This window comes from Bradyrhizobium sp. HKCCYLS20291 (assembly GCF_051167715.1).
Classification (GTDB): domain Bacteria; phylum Pseudomonadota; class Alphaproteobacteria; order Rhizobiales; family Xanthobacteraceae; genus Bradyrhizobium.
Map to the genome: position 1 here is coordinate 378,035 of NZ_JBNPTO010000004.1, position 19,806 is coordinate 397,840.

The 19,806-nt window shown below is 65.3% G+C and carries 13 protein-coding genes; 7 read left to right on the forward strand and 6 right to left on the reverse strand.

The annotated features are described in order from the left end of the window. Positions 1–335 precede the first annotated feature (335 nt). The gene (locus ACQR07_RS12535; protein WP_434902582.1) at positions 336–1,391 is read right to left on the reverse strand and encodes an AI-2E family transporter; all 1,056 of its coding nucleotides are present in this window, start codon (positions 1,389–1,391) and stop codon (positions 336–338) included. An 886-nt stretch (positions 1,392–2,277) separates the two neighbouring features. Here ACQR07_RS12535 and ACQR07_RS12540 point away from each other — a divergent pair. From ACQR07_RS12540 to ACQR07_RS12570, 7 genes are all read left to right on the forward strand, one after another. After that, on the forward strand, positions 2,278–3,453 hold the full coding sequence (locus ACQR07_RS12540) for a transporter substrate-binding domain-containing protein (RefSeq protein WP_434902583.1): 1,176 nt from the start codon (positions 2,278–2,280) through the stop codon (positions 3,451–3,453). Positions 3,454–3,467: 14 nt separating this feature from the next. Further along, positions 3,468–4,091: an ANTAR domain-containing response regulator gene (locus tag ACQR07_RS12545; RefSeq protein ID WP_434902584.1), complete on the forward strand. Its 624-nt coding sequence runs from the start codon at positions 3,468–3,470 to the stop codon at positions 4,089–4,091. A 240-nt stretch (positions 4,092–4,331) separates the two neighbouring features. Next, complete coding sequence (locus ACQR07_RS12550; protein ID WP_434902585.1) at positions 4,332–5,207, forward strand: nitrilase family protein; 876 nt, start codon at positions 4,332–4,334, stop codon at positions 5,205–5,207. A gap of 38 nt (positions 5,208–5,245) precedes the next feature. Next, complete coding sequence (locus tag ACQR07_RS12555) at positions 5,246–6,409, forward strand: substrate-binding protein (protein ID WP_434902586.1); 1,164 nt, start codon at positions 5,246–5,248, stop codon at positions 6,407–6,409. 77 nt (positions 6,410–6,486) lie between these two features. Next, positions 6,487–7,323 carry a branched-chain amino acid ABC transporter permease gene (locus tag ACQR07_RS12560; protein ID WP_434902587.1) on the forward strand — a complete coding sequence of 279 codons (837 nt, stop codon included), beginning with the start codon at positions 6,487–6,489 and terminating at the stop codon, positions 7,321–7,323. Positions 7,324–7,369: 46 nt separating this feature from the next. Continuing rightward, a complete protein-coding gene (locus tag ACQR07_RS12565) occupies positions 7,370–9,130 on the forward strand; it encodes a branched-chain amino acid ABC transporter ATP-binding protein/permease (RefSeq protein ID WP_434902588.1) in 1,761 nt (586 codons plus the stop codon). Next, the gene (locus ACQR07_RS12570) at positions 9,127–9,828 is read left to right on the forward strand and encodes an ABC transporter ATP-binding protein (RefSeq protein ID WP_434902589.1); all 702 of its coding nucleotides are present in this window, start codon (positions 9,127–9,129) and stop codon (positions 9,826–9,828) included. The genes ACQR07_RS12565 and ACQR07_RS12570 overlap by 4 nt, the downstream gene beginning before the upstream one ends. Here the strand turns inward: ACQR07_RS12570 and ACQR07_RS12575 are convergent. The 5 genes from ACQR07_RS12575 to ACQR07_RS12595 form a co-directional block, all read right to left on the reverse strand. Continuing rightward, entirely contained in the window at positions 9,825–12,947 is a 3,123-nt protein-coding gene (locus ACQR07_RS12575; RefSeq protein WP_434902590.1) for an efflux RND transporter permease subunit, read from the reverse strand. The two genes, ACQR07_RS12570 and ACQR07_RS12575, sit on opposite strands and share 4 nt — an antisense overlap. Positions 12,948–12,989: 42 nt before the next feature. Beyond that, positions 12,990–14,240 (reverse strand): efflux RND transporter periplasmic adaptor subunit, encoded by a 1,251-nt coding sequence (locus ACQR07_RS12580; protein ID WP_434902591.1) that lies wholly within the window; start codon positions 14,238–14,240, stop codon positions 12,990–12,992. 164 nt (positions 14,241–14,404) lie between these two features. Continuing rightward, the gene (locus tag ACQR07_RS12585) at positions 14,405–14,677 is read right to left on the reverse strand and encodes a hypothetical protein (RefSeq protein ID WP_434902592.1); all 273 of its coding nucleotides are present in this window, start codon (positions 14,675–14,677) and stop codon (positions 14,405–14,407) included. Between the two features lie 657 nt (positions 14,678–15,334). Further along, the gene (locus ACQR07_RS12590; RefSeq protein WP_434902593.1) at positions 15,335–15,862 is read right to left on the reverse strand and encodes an REP-associated tyrosine transposase; all 528 of its coding nucleotides are present in this window, start codon (positions 15,860–15,862) and stop codon (positions 15,335–15,337) included. A 188-nt stretch (positions 15,863–16,050) separates the two neighbouring features. Further along, complete coding sequence (locus ACQR07_RS12595) at positions 16,051–19,674, reverse strand: error-prone DNA polymerase (RefSeq protein WP_434902594.1); 3,624 nt, start codon at positions 19,672–19,674, stop codon at positions 16,051–16,053. Positions 19,675–19,806 lie beyond the last annotated feature (132 nt).

Genomic DNA, 19,806 nt, shown 5'->3' on the forward strand with positions numbered 1-19,806 from the left:
GGTCGCGTTTGGCGCGGCCGCAGCGTGAAGAACCCCTGCTGCCGCAGAACAGCCGGCAGGAGCTCAATACCCATCAGCTTTCGCTGGTCTCGCCGTCGGCCGGATGGCTCATCATGCGCCCGGCGGCGAGCCGGAGGTAAAGAGCGCATGCGGCGATTCCGCGGAGAATAACCGGCCGAACGGCTGATGGCTAGGACAGGGCGAGTACGATCCGTATTTCAGCCGCATCGGCGCCCTCTCCGGTCTCGGCCCGGGGCCGCGCTCGGTACCGAAGGCACGGGCCCACCGGCACAACGGCGGGCGATGAAGCCTCGCGGCGATCCCGTCGTCGTCCCTCAGACAGCACTCCCCTCCCGTCGTGCAACTGAGAACATCTCCCAGATCGCAATGAACATGGCCGCGATGACCGGGCCGATGATGAAGCCATTGAGCCCGAACACATCGATTCCCCCGAGCGTCGAGATCAACACCACATAGTCCGGCATCTTGGTGTCCTGCCCGACCAGGATGGGGCGCAGCAGATTGTCGACGAGGCCGATGACCAGGGCGCCATAGGCGATCAGGATCACGCCCTGCCAGATCGCCCCGCTGGCGAGCAGATAGAGCGCGACCGGAAACCACACCAGTCCGGCGCCGAAGGCGGGAAGCAGCGACAGGAACGCCATCACGACGGCCCAGAGCAAGGGCGCGGTGATGCCGAGGAACCAGAAGATCAGGCCACCCAAGGCGCCCTGCGCCAGGGCGACGACGAGATTGCCCTTCACCGTGGCGCGGATCACCACCGTGAACATCGCCAGCAACGCCTCGCGGTGCGCGTCGCGCAGCGGAATGGCGTTCGCGATGCGCGTCGACAGGGCAATGTCGTCGCGCAGCAGGAAGAACAGCAGATAGAGCATCAGGAACAGGTTGACGAAGAACTCGAAGGTTCCCTGACCGATGTTCAGCGCCTGGCTTGCGAGGATCTGGCTCCCTCGCAGCAGGACGGCGGACAATCTGTCCTTCAGCCCGGCCAGGCTGCCGAGCCCAAAGCGGTTGAGCAGATCGACCACCCAGGTCGGAAGCGCCTCCAGCACCTTCTGGAAGTACTGCCCGATGTCCAGCTGACCGGACTGCGCCTGGGCGTAGACACCGGACGCCTGCTGCGCCAGCGCCGCCCCGATCAGCGACAGCGGGATGATGACGATCAGCACGACCAGCAGGACGACGATCGCCGCGGCGAGGCCGTCGCGGCCGTGCATCGCGCGCGACAGACGCCGGTGCAGCGGCGCAAACACGATCGCGCCGACGACGCCCCACAGCAGGGCGCCATAGAACGGCAGCAGGATCCAGCCGAGCGCCAGCGTGATCAGGACAAGCAGGAACAGCAAGATCCGGTCTTCCAAACTGCGCATCTCACCTTTCCGATCTGGCCGCGCCTTCGCGACGCGTGTCCGGCCCCTCGGCCGGCCGTCGCCGGATGCAACGCATGAACGCGGCATTCGGACTCCAACCTGGCTGCGAGACCGCTGCCGCGGATCGGCACCCATGCACGATCGCGTCGCAGCTCATATCACGTTCACCATCGGGCACGCACGCCGCCCCACGGTCATTCCGCGGCGCGGCTGCCCCGGAATGACGATCGGCGGAGCCGCGAGATCGTGCGCCAAAACACGGATTTCGCCCGCGCGCTCAACGACAACACCGATTTCAAGAGCTTCTGGAAAAAATAAACTTCTTCCGAAAATCAGCAAACACGTGCATAACCTCCGTGTTCCGGTCCGGATGAGGGGCGTACGCGTCGTCACGAGACGTTGGGCCGGCAATGCGGTGGACGCGAGGGCATCGGCGCGCATCATGTGCGGACGAGCGATGCACTGGCGTACGTGAAGTCGCGTGGTCCTGGCCTCCCGGTGCCGAGGTCAAGGTTGCGGAGTTCTGATGACCTTCGCAGCCGACGGGGGCAAGACAGCCGGTCCCCGGGGAGAGCGCGTATAAGCGTGAAGACCATCGCGCAGGGAATGCCGGATGTCTCGGCTGAACCTGTGGTTCTGCCGCCTGCATTTTTTTCGCAGGCGGGCCATGGGTGCGGCCAGCGCCCGGCATTCCCTGCGCCCTCATCATCTTCGAGGGCTCGCCTCCAGCATGATCCGGACGCTCCCCGCGTCGCGGCGACGCCGGAGCTTGCCCTGATACGTAACCTTCCCTGCAGTCCCTGCCCCGTTGCCAAGCGCACGGCGAGCCGCAATAAACGGCGCTTTCCGAGAAGGCCCAACGGCCCGTCGACCTGGAGGCATGATGATGACGACGAGACCAGCCGCAAAATCATCCGACAAGGATGTCTGGCGCGTCGGCGTGCTGTTCTCGCGCAGCGGCCTGATGGAGGTCACCGAGTCCGAGCACTTTTTCGGCACGGCGCTGGCGATCCAGGAGATCAACCGGGACGGCGGCGTGCTCGGCCGCGAGATCGAGGTCGTCGCCTATGATCCGGGCTCGCAGCCGGAAACGTTCCGCAAGCTCGCCGACCGCCTGCTCACCGAGGACGGCGCCTCCGTCATTTTCGGCTGCTCGACTTCGGCCGAGCGCAAGGCGGTGCTTCCGGCGATCGAGCGCCGCAACGGCCTGCTCTGGTATCCCTCGCTGTACGAGGGCTTCGAGTATTCGCCGAACGTGATCTACACGGGACCGGCGCCGAACCAGAATGCGTTCCAGCTCGCCGAATACATCGTGCGCAAGCATGGCCCGCGCGTCTACCTGATCGGCTCGGACTACATCTACCCGCGCGAATCCAACCGGATCATGCGCGACCTCGTCGAGTCCTATGCCGGCCGCGTCGTCGGCGAGCAATATGTGACCATGGAGGCCACCGACGCCGAGCTGACGCGCAGCCTCGACGCCATCAGGGATGCCGCGCCCGACGTCGTGTTCTCGACCATCGTCGGCCGTACCGCGCAGCGCTTTTACCGGATGTATGCGCAGGCCGGCTTCGATCCGAAGCGGATGCCGATCGCCAGCCTCACCATGGCGGAGGGCGAGGTGCGTACGATCGGCGCCGAATATTGCGCCGGCCACCTGACCGCCGCGAGCTATTTCGGCACGCTCGCGCGCGACAGCAACGATCGTTTCAAGGCAGCGTTCGCGGCGACCTTCGGCGCTGATACGCCGGTCAGCATGTGGAGCGCCTCGGCCTATGCGCAAATCAAACTGTTCGCGCTGGCGCTCGAACAGGCCGGCAGCCTCGACACCCAGAAGCTGGTCGAGGCCGCGCTCGGCCTCAGCCTGGAGGCGCCGGAGGGACCGATGCGGATCGATCCCGACAACAACCACGTCTGGACCACCCCGCGCATCGGCCGCGTGCGCGCCGACGGCCAGTTCGACATCGTCTGGGAGAGCAAGAGCCCGATCAAGCCGGACCCATATCTGTCGGTGTCGCCGATCGGCGGCCGCTGGCTGAGCGAAGAGGCGCTGTCAGCATGAGGCCCGATGATCGCATGAAACCGGGCGTGCGCCGCCTCATCGACGATCTGCGCGGCGCCCGCGTGCTGGTAATTCATCCGCGCGATGCCGAGGGCGACGCTCTGATCGACCAGCTCAAGCGCATCGGCTGCAACGTGCGCGGCGTGTGGCCGCCACCGGCCGCAATCCCGCACGACATCGACACGGTGTTCCAACTGATCGAGACCTCCGAGGAGATGATCTTTCCGGAAGGCAGCAGCGATCATCCGCTCACCTTCATTGCCATTGTTGACTACGAGAATCCGACGATCCTGAAGCGCCTGCTGGACAGCAATGCTCATGGCGTCGTCAACAAGCCGATCCGCTCGTTCGGCATCCTCTCCTCGCTGGTGCTGGCGCGCTCGCTACGCGGCTACACGCGCCGGCTCGAAGGCAAGGTGCAGAAACTCGAGGAGACCTTGAAGGCGCGGCGCGACGTCGACAAGGCAGTGAAAATTCTGATGGGGTTGAAGCAGGTCGGCGAGGTCGAGGCCTATGAGCTGATCCGCGCGCAGGCAACTCAGAAGCGCGTGACGATGGCCGACATCGCAATCTCCATCATCAATGCGCAGGAAACGCTGGGAGGATTGGGGGTGCTCGATGCGCCGGCTTCGCGCTGAAGCTGCCGCTGCGCGCTCATGCCTTGGGCAGAAGCGGCCTCAAATATTTGCAAACGACGGCGTTGACTTCGCCTCGCATATTTGAATTACTTGAGATCAGCGCGGACATCGCATGTTCGCCAATGGCCGGTCGGCCATTTCACATCAGGCTATGCAGCCCTCGTATTGCGCCGCAAGGCGCAGTCGGGGGCTTTTTGTTTGGCGCGCGCGAACCTCGCGAACGCAACGGAGACTCGTGCCTTGACGACGGATGACAACAGCAAAGTACGGATCGCCTGCATCCAGATGCAGCCGATGGTCGGCGAGTTGGCCACCAACCTCGCCCGCAGCCTCGACTTGATTAAGCAGGCGGTGGCGCAAGGCGCCAAGCTCGTGGTGCTTCCCGAGCTCGCCTCCTCCGGCTACGTGTTCAAATCCCGCGAGGAGGCCTTCGCCGCCTCCGAGACCATTCCCGGCGGCCCCGCGGTGACCGCGTGGAGCGAGATCGCGGCCAGGCATAGCCTGCATCTCGTGGCCGGCATCTGCGAGCGCGAGGGCGACAGGCTCTACAACAGCGCGGTGCTGATCGGGCCGAAGGGCTACATCGGCACGTTCCGCAAGGTGCACCTATGGAACGAGGAGAACCTCTACTTCGAGCCCGGCAATCTCGGCTTCCCGGTCTACCACACCGAGATCGGCCGCATCGGCATGGCGATCTGCTACGATGGCTGGTTCCCGGAGAGCTTTCGCCTTAGCGCGCTGCAGGGCGCCGACATCGTCTGCGTCCCGACCAACTGGGTGCCGATCCCCGGCCAGGCGGAGGGCCGCGAAGCGATGGCCAACATCCTGGCGATGGCCGCGGCACACTCCAACTCCATCTTCATCGCCTGCGCCGATCGCGTCGGCGTCGAGCGCGGCCAGCCTTTCGAGGGCCAGAGCCTGATCGTCAGCTACACCGGCTGGCCAGTGGCCGGCCCCGCGAGCCGCGACAAGGAGGAGATCGTGATCGCCGACGTGGCGCTCGGCGAGGCCCGCCGCGCCCGCAACTGGAATGCCTTCAACCAAGTCCTGCGCGACCGCCGCTCCGACGTCTACGACGAGATGCTCGGCAGCAAGGTCGAGCGCGGCTGGTACTGACACCCTTTTTCATTTCGACCAATCATGGAGGACAATCGATGACATCGCGTTTTTTGACTACCTCGCTGGCGCTCGCCCTTTTGGCGGGGACGGCGCTCTCGCCTGCTCTGGCCGCCGATTCGATCAAGATCGGTGTCCCCGTCGGCCTGTCCGGCGCCAACTCCGTCGTCGCGCCGTCGGTGGTGCAATCGGCTGAACTGGCTGTCGAGGAGATCAACGCCAAGGGCGGCGTGCTCGGCCGCAAGCTGGAACTCGAAGTCGCCGATGACGCCTCGGGCGCCGCCGGCGCACAGAAGGCGTTCGACGCATTGGTGTTCCAGAAGAAGGTCAATGTGCTGATCTCGATGGAGACGAGCGCGGCCCGCAACGCCGGCCTGCCAATCGTCGCCCGCGGCAAGACGCCCTACATCTACACCTCGTTCTACGAGGGCAAGTCCTGCAGCCCCTATCTCTACGTCAACGCCTGGGTGCCGGACCAACAGGTGCCGCCGATCGTTGACTATTTCACCAAGGAGAAGAAGGCGAAGAGCTACTTCCTGATCGGCTCCGACTACGCCTTCGGCCGCGGCATGCTCGGCTTCACCAAGACGTATGTCGAGAAGACGGGCGGCAAGGTTGTCGGCGAGGAATACCTGCCGATGGACGGCTCGGACTGGACTTCGATCATCTCCAAGCTCAAGGCCTCCGGCGCGGACGCGCTGATCACTTCGACCGCGGGCGGCGCGCCGAACGTCACCCTGACCAAGCAGCTGCGCGCCGCCGGCGTGAACCTGCCTTATGGCAATCTCGCCGTTGACGAGGGCACCGCCAAGGGCATGGGCGCCGATGCCGCCGGCATCTATCTCTCTGCCTCCTACGTCACGGGCATCGACACGCCGGCCAACAAGACTTTCCTGGCGTCGATGGCCAAGAAGTTCGGCGCTGAGCTGAAGACCCCGAACGATCTCTCCGTCCCGCAGTATGAGGCGGTCTACGCCTACAAGGCCGCGGTCGAGAAGGCCGGCAGCACCGACCAGGACAAGGTGCTGAAGGCGCTCGCCGAGGTCTCGGTCGACGGCCCGCGCGGCACCATCAAGATGGACAAGCAGCGCCATGCGCCGCTGACCATGTATCTCGGCCAGGCCCAGGCCGACGGCAGCGTCAAGGTGATCCAGAGCTTTGCGAATGTCGATCCCGGCGCGCAATGCCCGGGCAAATCCTGACCGATCAGGTCCACATCGCGTATGATCCCGCGGGGCGGACTCAACGCCCGCCCCGCTTCTCTCAAGTGGAAGTGACCATGCTGACCGTCGCTCTCGATGCCGTCACGACGGCCGCCGTGCTCTTCATCATCGCCGCCGGTCTCCTGATCGTGTTCGGCGTGATGAAGATCATCAACTTCGCTCACGCCGCCTTCCTCACCGTCGGCGCCTACGCCGCGCTGATCGGCGCGCAACTGGGTCTGCCGTGGTTTCTGATCCTGCCGCTGGCCTTCGTCGCCGGCGCAGTCTGCGGCGGCGTCACGGAGATCGTGATCGTCCGCCGTCTTTATAAGCGCCCGCTCGATGCGATCCTCGCCACCTGGGGTCTCGGCATCGTGCTGGGCCAGCTCATCACGCTGATGTTCGGCCGCGAGGTGCAGTTCGTGCAGGCGCCGATCTCGGGCACGGTGCATCTGGTCGGCGCCGACTATTCCGCCTACCGCCTGGTGATGATCGTCGCGGCCGTGATCGTCGGCCTGCTGTTCACCGGCCTTCTCAACGGCACTCGGCTTGGTTTGTCGACCAAGGCCGTGATCATGAACGAGATGCTGGCGCAGGGACTCGGCGTCGACTCCTCGCGCGTACGACTCATCACCTTCGCGCTCGGCAGCGGGCTCGCCGCGCTCTCTGGCGCGCTAATCACGCCGCTGTCCAGCGTCGATCCCAACATGGGCGTACCCTGGCTGATCGGCGCGTTCATGCTGGTGATGGTGTCCGGCGGCTCGCTGCTGGCGCTGGCCGGCTCCTGCGCCGTGCTCGGGACGTTGCAGGTCCTGGTCTCGACGTTCGTCAATCCGATCCTCGGCGGTCTCACCATCGCGATCTGCGCCGCCATCGTGCTGCGGATCAGGCCGGAGGGTTTTGCCCGTGCCTGATGCGCGCCCCCTCGCTTCTCCCGCGACGTCCCCAACGAAGCGCGCGATGCCGCGCCTGATCGTCCCCGCATTGCTGGTGGCGCTCGCCGCCGGCGTGATCATCGTCGCGCCGCTGCTGCTCGACACCTACCTCGTGAACATCCTGGTGCGCGCCTGCTTCGTCGCGATCGCGGCGATCACCGTCGACGTCATGTGGGGCTATTGCGGCACGCTGACGTTCGGCCAGTCCGCCTTCTTCGGCATTGGTGCCTACGCGCTCGCGATCATGCTCACCGAATATGGCTTCGGTCCCTGGCAGATCTGTGCCGCGATCGCCGCAGCCGTGGTGGTTGCCGCCGCCGTCGCCGCCTTCACCGGCTGGCTGTCGTTCTATCCGGGCTCGACGCCGCTCTACGCCTCGGTGATCTCGCTGGTGGTGCCGATCGTGCTGGTGCAGATCCTCTACTCCGGCGGCACCTTCACCGGCTCCTCGAGCGGCCTCGTCGGCTTCGAGAGCTTCGATCTGGAGATCGAGACCTGGTTGCGCCTCGCCGGGCTCGGACTGCTCGCCACCGCCATGCTCGCGCTGATCTTGATGCGCAGCGACACTGGCCGGCTCTTGTCAGCGCTCCGCGACAACGACGCGCGCTGCACCTATCTCGGCATCGACACCTCGCGGCTGCGGATCATCGTGCTGGTGCTGTCGGCGATCGTCTCCGCGCTGGCGGGCTTCTTCTATGCCGGCTTCGGCGCGGTGGCCGCGCCGGAGAATGCCAGCTTCACTTTTGGCACCAACCTCGTGATCATGGTCGCACTCGGCGGCCGCGGCACCGTGATCGGCCCGGTGATCGGCGCGCTGTGCATCGAGGTCGCCAGCGCCTATCTCGCCAACAGCCTGCCCTACGTGTGGGAGCTGATCGTAGGGCTCGCGCTGGTCGTCGTGATCCTCGTGTTCCCCGATGGCCTGCTCGGCGCGGTGATGCGCCTGCTCAAGCGCGGCGTCCGAGGCGACATTGCGACGACGTTGCATCCGGTGGGCGTCGCGACAACCGTCAGCCATCCCGATGCCGTTGCGATCGAGGTGCGTGGGCTGGGCAAGCATTTCGGTAGCCTCTCTGTGCTGGACGGCGTGGAGTTCACTGCGCATCGCGGCGAGCTCTTGAGCCTGGTCGGTCCCAACGGCGCCGGCAAGACGACCCTGATCCGCTGCCTGTCCGATGGACGCGAGCGCTCGGCCGGCGAGGTTGCGATCGCCGGTCATAACATCGCGCGGCTGCCGCCGGATCGCGTCGTGCGTTTTGGCCTGGGGCGCAAGTTCCAGACGGCGTCGGTGTTCGAGACCTTGACCGTCGCCGAATGCCTCCGTGTGGCGCGGACACATGCCGATCCGCCGGCGCTGACCTCGCGCTCGGCCGCGCTGGCGCTGCCGCCGGCGGCCCTGTCGGTGGTCGAACGCTCCGGCCTCAGCGAGCGGCTCGACGAGGAGGCGCGCAATCTCAGTCACGGCCTGAAGCAGGCGCTCGAGCTGGCGATGGTGCTGTCGCTCGAGCCGGACGTGCTGCTGCTCGACGAGCCCACCGCCGGCCTCACCCGCGCCGAGCGCCAGGGCTTCGCTGATATCCTGACCACCCTCGCCCGTCGCGACCGCCTCTGCATCCTGCTGGTCGAGCACGACCTCGATTTCGTCCGCGAGATCTCTTCGCGCATCATCGTGCTGCACCAGGGCCGCCTTGCGCTTGACGGCTCGGTCGAGGAGGTCGTGAACAGCGAGCTGGTCCGCGAGATCTACACCGGCCAGCACGTGTCGCATGCGGAGGTGCCGGCATGAGCACCATGTTGGAAGTCCGCGAGCTCGCCAGCGGCTATGGCTCGTCCGAGGTGATCAGCAATGTCGGATTTGCGCTCGCCAAGGCCGAGACGCTCGCGATCGTCGGCAAGAACGGCATGGGCAAGACCTCGCTGCTGAAGGCCATCATCGGCTTCCTGCCGGCGTGGCGCGGCCAGGTCAGGCTGGGCGGCAGGGATATCACGCGGGTCGCGCCGCATCTGAAGCGGAAGATGGGGCTGGTCTACGTGCCGCAGGAGCATGCGCTGTTCCAGGACCTCTCGGTGCGCGACAATCTCAGGCTCGGGCTGTTGTCGGACAAGGACATCGATGCGCTGTTCGAGCAGGTCGGCGGCTGGTTTCCGGTTCTCACCAAGCGGCTGAACCAGCGCGCCGGGACGCTGTCCGGCGGCGAGCAGAAGATGCTGATCGTGGCCCGCGCGCTGATGGCCAAGCCCGACGTGCTGATGCTCGACGAGGTCACCGAGGGCCTGCAGCCCTCCGTCGTCGATCGCCTCTCCGAGGTGCTGGTGCGTGTCCGGCGCGAGATCGGCACCTCGATGATCGTGGTGGAGCAGCATCTGCCGTTCGCACTTTCCATCAGCGACCGCTACCTCGTGTTCAAGCGCGGCGAGATCGTCGATGCCGCCGCTGTCGATGCCGGCGCCGCCGAACGGATCGACGAGCACATGCGGATCTAGCGGACCCTCCGGCGCGAGAACAGCGAGATCAGGACCGGCAGCGTGATCAGGATGACGACGGGCGCCAGCATCATGCCGGTGACGACAACGATCGCCAGCGGCTTCTGCACCTGCGAGCCGATACCGGTCGACAGCGCCGCCGGAAACAGACCGATGCCGGCGACGACGCAGGTCATCAGCACCGGCCGCAGCTGCAACTCGCCGGTGCGGATGACCGCCTCGATGCGGTCGACGCCCTCGTCGATCAGCTGGTTGAACTGCGACAGGATGATGATGCCGTCCATCACGGCGATGCCGAACAGCGCGATGAAGCCGATCGCCGCGGACACGCTGAACGGAATTCCCGTGAGCACGAGGCCGACGACGCCGCCGAAGATCGCCATCGGGATCACGCTCATGGCGAGCAACGTGTCGGCCATCGAGCCGAAATTGAACCACAGCAGCACGCCGATCAGCGCGAGGCTGATCGGCACCACGATCGACAGCCGCTTGATGGCGTCCTGCAGATTGCCGAACTCGCCGACCCATTCGAGATGCGATCCCGGCGGCAGTTGCACCTGATCGGCGACCTTCTGCTGCGCCTCCTGGATGGCGCTGCCGAGATCGCGCTCGCGCACCGAGAACTTGATCGGCAGGTAGCGTTCCTGCTGCTCACGATAGATATAGGCCGCGCCCGAGACCAGCTTGATGGTTGCGACCTCGCTCAGCGGAATCTGCGTGATGCCGTTCGGGCCCTGGGCACCGATGCGCAAATTCTCGATCGCCTCGGCGCTCTTGCGATATTCCGGCGCCAGCCGGACGATGATCGGGAAATGCCGGTCGCTGCCCGGCTCGTAGAGATCGCCCGCGGTGTCGCCGCCGATCGCGACCTTGATGGTGGCGTTGATGTCGCCGGGTGCGAGGCCGTAGCGCGCGGCCTTGGCGCGGTCGATGTCGATCTGCACCGTCGGCTGTCCGAGCGAGGTGAACACCGCGAGGTCGGTGACGCCCTGCACCGTCGACAGCACCTGCTTGATCTTGTTGGCGGTGTCGGTCAGCGCCTGCAGATCGTTGCCGTAGAGCTTGATCGAGTTCTCGCCCTTCACGCCGGACACCGCTTCCGAGACGTTGTCCTGCAGATATTGCGAGAAGTTGAATTCGACGCCGGGGAAGCGGTCGTCGAGCTGCTTCAACAGCTCGGCGGTGAGCTGATCCTTGTCCTTGGTGCCCGGCCAGTCCTTGACCGGCTTCAGCGGCGCGAAGAACTCGGCATTGAAGAAGCCGGCGGCGTCGGTGCCGTCGTCGGGCCGGCCGTGCTGCGAGACCACGGCGTCGACCTCGGGACGCGCGCGGATCATCTTGCGCATCTCGTTGACGTAGGCATTGCCTTCCTGCAGCGAGATGGTCGGCGGCAGGGTGGCGCGGATCCAGAGGTTGCCCTCTTCCAGCTTGGGCAGGAATTCGAGGCCGAGCAGCCGGCCGACCACCACGGTGAGCAGCACGAGACCGATCGCGCCGGTCATCACCAGATTGCGGTTGCCCACCGCCCAGCGCAGCACCGGCGAATAGATCGCGTGCAGCAGGCGCATCAGCCGGGTCTCGGTCTCCTCGACATGGGCCGGCAGGATGATGGCGCTGAGCGCCGGGGTCACCGTGAAGGTCGCGAGCAGGCCGCCGGCCAGCGCATAGGCATAGGTCCGCGCCATCGGCCCGAAGATGTTGCCCTCGACGCCGCTCAAGGTGAACAGCGGCAGGAAGGCGGCGATGATGATGGCCGCGGCAAAGAAGATCGAGCGCGACACGTCGGCGGCGGCCGACAGGATCGCATGCCCCTTCATGCCCATCATCGTCTCGGGCGAGATGTGGCTCTCCTCCGCGGCCGACAGCGGCGTGGTCTGTGTGAGCCGGCGGAAGATCGCCTCCACCATGATGACAGTGGCATCGACGATCAGGCCGAAATCGATCGCGCCGACCGACAACAGGTTGGCGGACTCGCCGCGCAGCACCAGGATGACGACGGCGAAGAACAGGGCAAACGGGATGGTGGCGCCGACGATCAGCGCGCTTCGGAGATTGCCGAGGAAGACCCACTGCAGCAGCACGATCAGGCCGATGCCGACGACCATGTTGTGCAGCACGGTGTGGGTCGTGGTGTCGATCAGGTCCTTGCGGTCGTAGATGCGCTCGATGCGCACGCCCGGCGGGAGGATCGTCGAGCTGTTGATCTGGTCGACCAGCTGCTCGACGCGCGCGATGGTCGGCGAGCTCTGCTCGCCGCGCCGCATCAGCACGATGCCCTGGACGATGTCGTCATTGTTGTTGAGGCCGGCAATGCCGAGCCGCGGCTTCTCCGCCACCGTGACGCTGGCGACGTCCTTCACCAGCACCGGATTGCCGCCGCTCTGCGACACCATGGTGTTGGCGAGGTCGTCCATCGAGCGGATCAGGCCGACGCCGCGCACGACAGCCGACTGCGTGCCGATCTCGACGGTGTTGCCGCCGACGTTGATGTTGGAGTTGCCGACCGCCTGCAACAGCTGCGGCAGGGTCAGGCCATTGGCGACCAGCTTGTTGAAGTCGACCTGGATCTCATACGTCTTCGTCTTGCCGCCCCAGCCGGTGACGTCGATGACGCCAGGCACGGCGCGGAAGCGGCGCTGCAACACCCAGTCCTGCAGGGTCTTGAGGTCGAGCACGCTGTAGCCGGGCGGACCGCGCAGCCGGTAGCGATAGATCTCGCCGACCGCGCTCAAGGGCGAGATCTGCGGCGTCACGTTGCCCGGCAGCGGCGACAGCTGCGACAGGCGGTTCAAGACCTGCTGCAGCGCCTCGTCATAGGTGTAGTCGAACGAGAACTGCAGCTTGACGTCGGACAGGCCGTACAAGGAGATCGTCCGGATCGTCCGCAGGTTCTTGATGCCGGCGACCTGGGTCTCGATCGGGATGGTGATGTAGCGCTCGATCTCCTCGGCCGAGAGACCCGGGCTCTGCGTCACGATGTCGACCATCGGCGGGGTCGGATCGGGATAGGCCTCGATGTTGAGCTGGCGGAATGCGATCAGGCCGCCGATCAGGACGGCGACGAATAGTCCGACCATCAGGAAGCGCCGCTGGACGGCGATAGCAACGAGGCGATCCATTCAGGTCGAAACTTTCAGCACGTCGGGCAGAAGGGCTGCATCTCAGCTGCCCGAGGCGGCACGATCGATGAACAGGCTGCCCTTGGTCACGATCTGCTCGCCGGAAGTCAGGTTGCTTTCGACCGCGACCTGATCGCCGTTGATCAGCCCGGTCTTGATCTTGCGCAGCTCGATCGACTTGTCGGGACGCGCGACCCAGACGCGGACCTGGTTGCCTTCGTAGATCAGCGCCTGCCGCGGCACCGCGATGGCGGGCTGTTCGCCTGGCGAATAGATCGTCACATTGGCGAACATCTCGGGCTTCAGCAGACCATCCTTGTTGTCGATGGTGGCCCGGACCAGGAGCCGCCGCGTCGCCGGATCGATCGATGCGGCGACGTAGTTGATGCTGGCCTTGAGCGGACGGCCGGGCAGCGCCAGCACGTTGACGAGGATCTCCTCGCCGATGTTCACCAGCGCCGCATCGCTCTCGCGGACGAAGGCGGTCAGCCAGACGGTCGAGAGATCGCCGATCACGAACACGGGATCGCTCGCGCCGGAATTGACGTACTGCCCAGGGCCGACCTTGCGCTGCACGACCGTGCCACCGATCGGCGCGTGGATCGTGATCTCGCGATCGATCACACCCTTGCTTTGGAAGTCGGAGATCGCGGCATCGGTGAAGCCCAGGATGCGCAGCTTGTTGCGCGCGGCCTCCAGCGCGGTCTGCGACGACCGCATGTCGTTCTGAGCCTGAACGGAGGTCGCCTCCGCCTGCTGGAAGTCCTTGAGCGGGATAGCCCGGCCCTCGAACAGGTCCTTGGCGCGCTTGTACTGGATCTCGGCGAGGTCGAAGGCGGACTTCGCCTTGTTCATGGATGAGATGGCGGCGATGAAATCGTTCTGGGCCTGGACGGTATCGGCCGCCTCGATCACGAACAGCGGCTGGCCCTGGCGGACGGTCTCGCCAGGCCGGGCGAGCAGCTTGGTGACGCGGCCGGCATAGGGCGAGAACACCGGCGTGGAACGATCCTCGTCGACGGCGACCTTGCCCTCGGTGACGTGCTCGGCGCGGAAGATCTTTTCGCAGACCGGCTCGATCGTCAGCGTCGCCCATTCGGCTGCCGACGGTGTGAAGGTGGTGCCGTTGCGCTTGGACTGGCTGGAGAGCTCGAGATTGTCCTTGGACGCCGGCGCGGAGCGCAGTTGCGTATAGGCGTAGCCGCCCGCCCCGGCGATCGCCAGCGCGGCGAGGCCGATCATCAGCCGCTTGGTGCTCATCAGCTGCAGAGATGGGTTCGTTTCAGACGCCATGGCTCGGTCGGCTCGCTCGGTCGGCTCGCTTCATCCGTCGATGAGTCCGGCTGCTGCGGCTCATCGTCGCGCTAATAGTGCGGAACTGGAGCTTTAAACAACCTAAAAATTGCCCCACTCGCCCTTGTTTTGCTTTAAAAATTTGAAAGTGTGACGACAGTCGTTCAGCTTGCATTCAGTTCCTTCGGGGCAATCCCGGTTTTCTTCGCGGCGCACCATGACCCGGTGGATGCGCAAGCCATCGCCATGAAGATGCCGCGACCGTGCGGCCCAACCTCCACGGGTACGCCCTGCTCCACCTCGGTACGCATGCGGTTGGTATTGGATCTCACGGCGGTGCGTCTTTCGACGAAACTTTGGTTCCACCGCCCTTTTTGGTTCCCCGTCCTTGCGACGAGCATGCATCCCTCGCGGATCAGCGACAGCGACGGCCACATCGATGCGTAATCTCGCGGCGCAGATGCGTCCGAGTTGTGCCGATCGTTTCACCCTCTCGTGAGGAGGGCGCAGGGAAGACCAGGCGCCGACTGACGCCTGCGGCCCGCCTGCGAAAAGAATGCAGGCGGCAGGTACCACAGGTGCAGCCGGGATCACCCGGCCTTCCCTGCGCGACGGTTTTCACGCTTATGGCGCGCTCTCCCCGGTGTCCGGCTTTTAGCCACCGTCGTCTGCGGGATCATCGTCACCCGCGAACTTGACGCCAGCATCGGGGCGCCAGGACCACACGCTTTTGCGTCCGCGTCACGCCGTTCGTCGACGTAGCCAGGCTACGCTGCGGCATCAACACGGCCATCGCTCCCCGCCCCGCGTGTCGTGACGATCGCGCGCTACGCCCCTTCTCGATGGGACGGGATGCGCGGAATAGAGCACGATTTCGGAAAAAAGAAACGAGATTTTTTTGATAAATCGAACTTTCACATCCTTCGTGCCGCGGTATCGATCATGGAGAGTATCCGCGCCGCGGCCGGTGGCACGGCACGACGCGCGATGCGCGCCGTGTCTTTGCCCACCCTACGGACACTAATGATGAGCCGTAGGGTGGGCAAAGGCCTATCGGGCGATGCGAAGCATCGTCCGATAGGACGTGCCCACCATCACTCGCCGAACGAGCCGGAAATCTCCTTCACATCCCCTCCCCAATCCGGAGCAAGCCAGCCGCGTTCGACAAAGCGGTGGAAGCTACTGTGCGGCCAATCCGCAACCCGGGACACATGGCCATGCTTGACTGGGTTGAAATGGATGTAGTCGATATGGTGATCGAGATCCTCCTGGTTGCGGATCGCATGCTCCCAATAGCGGCGTTGCCAGATCCCCTTCTCGCGTTTGGCTGAGAAACTTGTCGATTTCGTTTGAGATTTCAATCCGCGGGAAAAGCTGCTCTTGATCATATTCCAGCGGAGCGGATAGTCGCTGTCGTTGTCAGGCAATGCCCAGATTGCATGGAGATGATCCGGCAGCACGCAGATCGCAATCGTTTCGAAGGGGCGCCGCCTCCGCGCGATGCGATAGCACGCGCGGAGGCGGCCGATCTGATCGACGAGCAGATGGCTCGAACGGTTTTCGAGGACCACCGTGAAGAAGAACATGCCGCCTTTGATGGATGCTCTGCGATAGTTCGGCATCAACACCTCCATCGAACCCGCGGCCGGTGGGCACGTCGCAACGCTTCGCGTTGCGCCTTTGCCCACCCTACAACTCGTGGCCTCGATCTTACCAACTAACAAGAACCGTAGGGTGGGCAAAGGCACTTCGGATGATGCGCAGCATCGTCCGAAGTGCCGTGCCCACCGTGTTACGGCGCACGATCGCCTCAATGGAAATCCCTCGACCGCGGCAGGATGCGGACGTTGCGGGGGTGGCTGACGCGCTGGGAGGGATTGTCCGGGTGGTCGCGGCGGTCGTCGTTGAGCGGTTCGGCGGGCATCTGGCCCTGCGGGATGGCGCCGAGGCGGTCGTCTGATAGCAAAGCGAGATCGGCGGTGCAGTCGACCAGGCGCTCGGCAACGAGGTGCACCACCTTCTCCGGGCTGCTCTGGATGCGGCCTTCGACCAGCACGAGGCGCGCGCCCATCACCTCCTTGCGGAAGGTCTCCATCACCTTCGGCCACACCACGATGTTGGCGATGCCGGTCTCGTCCTCCAGGGTCATGAACACGACGCCCTTGGCGCTGCCCGGCCGCTGTCGCACCAGCACGACGCCGGCGCAGCGGATCCGGCGGCGGTCGTTGGCGTCATTGACGTCGCGGCAGGCCAGCACGCCCTCGGCGGCGAAGCGCCGGCGCAGGAACTCCATCGGGTGGCCCTTCAGGGACAGGCGGATGGTCTGATAGTCCGCGACGACATGCTCCGGCAGCGGCATCTCGGGCAGCGGCTGGGCGCCCTCGTCCGGCTGCTCGCGGGCGATCGCCGCCTCGAACAGCGGCAGCGGCACGTCATCGGGCAGCCGGCGCACGGCCCAAAGTGCTGCGCGACGGTCGAGCCCGAGCGAGCGGAATGCGTCGGCATCGGCCAGCAGCAGCAGCGCGCGCTTGGGCAGCGCGGTGTCGCGGGCGAAATCTTCGAGCGAAGTGAAGGGACGGCGTTGGCGCGCCTTGATGATGCGGTCGGTCCAGTCGTCCTCGCGGTCGGTGGTCTGAAGCGGCAAGGCAGTCTGTTTGTCATTGTCATTCCGGGGCGCCGCATTTGCGTCGTGCTCTCCAAATGCACCAAGCGTTTGCGAGTGAGAAACACCTCCCTCCACGCCGTCATTCCGGGATGCGCCCTCTTGGGCGCAGGCCCGGAATCCATAACCACGATTCGGGGTTATGGATTCCGGGCTCGCGCTGCGCGCGCCCCGGAATGACACCGAGGGGATGGCTGGCAAGGAATATGTAGCAGCCGCCTCTGCCTCCCTCCGCATCTTCTCCGACAATTTCCTGATCCGCTCCTCGTCGCGGTCGATCCAGCGGAAGCCGTCGATCTGGCGGAAGCCGAGGCGGACGGCGCAGTATTTGCCATCCGTTTTCTCCAGCGTGTTGTCGGCGAAGCTGTGGGACACGTCGATGTCGCGGATCTCGACGCCGTTCTTGTGGGCATCACCGACGATCTGCGCCGGGGCATAGAAGCCCATCGGCTGCGAGTTGAGCAGCGCGCAGCAGAACGCATCCGGATGGAAGTATTTCAGCCAGGACGAGACATAGACCAGTTGCGCGAAGCTCGCGGCGTGGCTCTCAGGAAAGCCGTAGGAGCCAAAGCCCTTGATCTGGTCGAAGCAGCTCTTGGCGAAGGCCGGGTCATAACCGCGCGCGATCATGTTCGAGACCATCTTCTCCTCATAGGAGCCAATGGTGCCGACATTGCGGAACGTCGCCATGGCGCGGCGCAGGCCGTTGGCCTCCTCCGGCGAGAATTTTGCGGCCTCGATCGCGATCCGCATCGCCTGCTCCTGGAACAGGGGAACACCGAGCGTCTTGTGCAGGACCTTGTAGAGCTCGTCGGCTGAGCCATGATCCGGCGACGGCGACGGGTAGGTCACCTTCTCCAGCTTGTTCCGGCGGCGCAGATAGGGATGCACCATGTCGCCCTGGATCGGTCCAGGCCGGACGATGGCGACCTCGATGACGAGATCGTAGAAGGTGCGCGGCTTGAGCCGCGGCAGCATGTTCATCTGCGCCCGGCTCTCGACCTGGAACACGCCGAGCGACTCGCCCCGTTGCAGCATCTGGTAGACTTCGTTGTCGTCCTCCGACTTGATGTCCGAGAGCACGTACCGCCTGCCCTTGTGATCGGCGATCAGATCAAAGCTCTTGCGGATGCAGGTCAGCATGCCCAGCGCGAGCACGTCGACCTTCATCATGCTGAGCGCGTCGACATCGTCCTTGTCCCACTCGATGAAGGTGCGGTCGTCCATCGCGGCATTGCCGATCGGCACGTAGCTGTCGAGCCGGTCCTGCGTCAGCACGTAGCCGCCGACATGCTGCGACAGATGGCGCGGAAAGGTGATCAGCTCCGAGGCGAGCTCCACCGCGCGGCGGATCATCGGATTGGTGGGATCGAGACCGGCCTGGCGCACCTGCATGTCGGAGAGACCATCGCCCCAGCTGCCCCACACGGTGTCGGCGAGCACTGACGTGACGTCCTCGGTCAGCCCCAGCGCCTTGCCGACGTCGCGGATGGCGCTGCGCGGGCGATAATGGATGACGGTGGCGATGATGGCGGCGCGGTGGCGGCCGTAGCGGCGGTAGACATATTGCATCACCTCCTCGCGCCGCGAATGCTCGAAGTCGACGTCGATATCTGGCGGCTCCAGCCGCTCCTTGGAGATGAAGCGCTCGAACAGCAGGTCGATCTTGGTCGGATCGACCGAGGTGATGCCGAGCACGTAGCACACGGCCGAGTTCGCCGCGGAGCCGCGGCCCTGGCACAGGATGCCCTGGCTGCGGGCGTACCGCACGATGTCATGGACGGTGAGGAAGTAATGCGCGTAGTTGAGCTCGGCGATCAGCGCGAGCTCCTTGTTGAGGACCGCGCGCAGCCGGTCGTCCAGATGTTCGCCGAAATAGGTCTTGGCGCCGGCCCAGGTCAGGTCTGCCAGATGCCCCTGCGCGGTCTTGCCCGGCGGCACCGGCTCGTCGGGATATTGGTATTTGAGCTGGTCGAGCGAGAACACGATGCGGTCGGTGAAGCGCAGCGTCTCGGTGATAGCCTCCGGGTGATCGCGGAACAGCCGCGCCATCTCGTGTCCCGGCTTGAGATGGCGCTCGGCATTGGCCTGCAGCCTGCGGCCGACGCTCTCGATCGAGGCCTTCTCGCGGATGCAGGTCAGCACGTCCTGCAACATGCGCTGGCTTGGGTGGTGATAGAGCACGTCGTTGGTGGCGATCAGCGGCACCTTGGCTGACGCCGCGAGACGCGCGAGCCGCGCCAGCCGGCGGCGGTCGTCGCCGCGATACAGCAGGCTGCCGGCGAGCCACACGCCTTCGGCGGGGCTGTCCTTCAGCCGCGCGATGACTTTGCCGAGCGCATCCTCGTCGAAGCGATGCGGCGGCATCAGCACCAGGAGCTGGCCGTCGATGAAGTCGAACAGCTCTTCGAACGTCAGACGGCAGTCGCCCTTGGCGACCTTGTCGAGATCGCTGCCGCGCTTGCCGCGGGTCAGCAGCTGGCACAGCCGGCCATACGCCGCGCGGTCGCGCGGATAGACGAGGATGTCCGGCGTGCCGCAGGTGAAGACGAGTCGCGCGCCGTAGAGCAGTTTTGGCTTGTAGCTCAGCTTGTCGTTGTTCAGCTCGCTGTAAGCGCGGACGACGCCGGCGAGCGTGTTGTGATCGGCGATGCCGATGGCGGTGAGGCCGTACACAGCCGCCTGATGCACATAGGCCTGCGGATGCGAGCCGCCGTGCAGGAAGGAGAAATTGGTGGTGATGCCGATCTCGGCATAGGGGGTGGGGGTCATGGCGCGACCGCGGAAGCTGCGGCGCAGCGCTGCCTATGCGATGCAGGCGACAGGCTGTTCGGCTGGCACAGCTGCCCACCCTCCCCTGGAGGGGGAGGGTCGACGCGCGCAAAGCGCGCGGCGGGGTGGGGT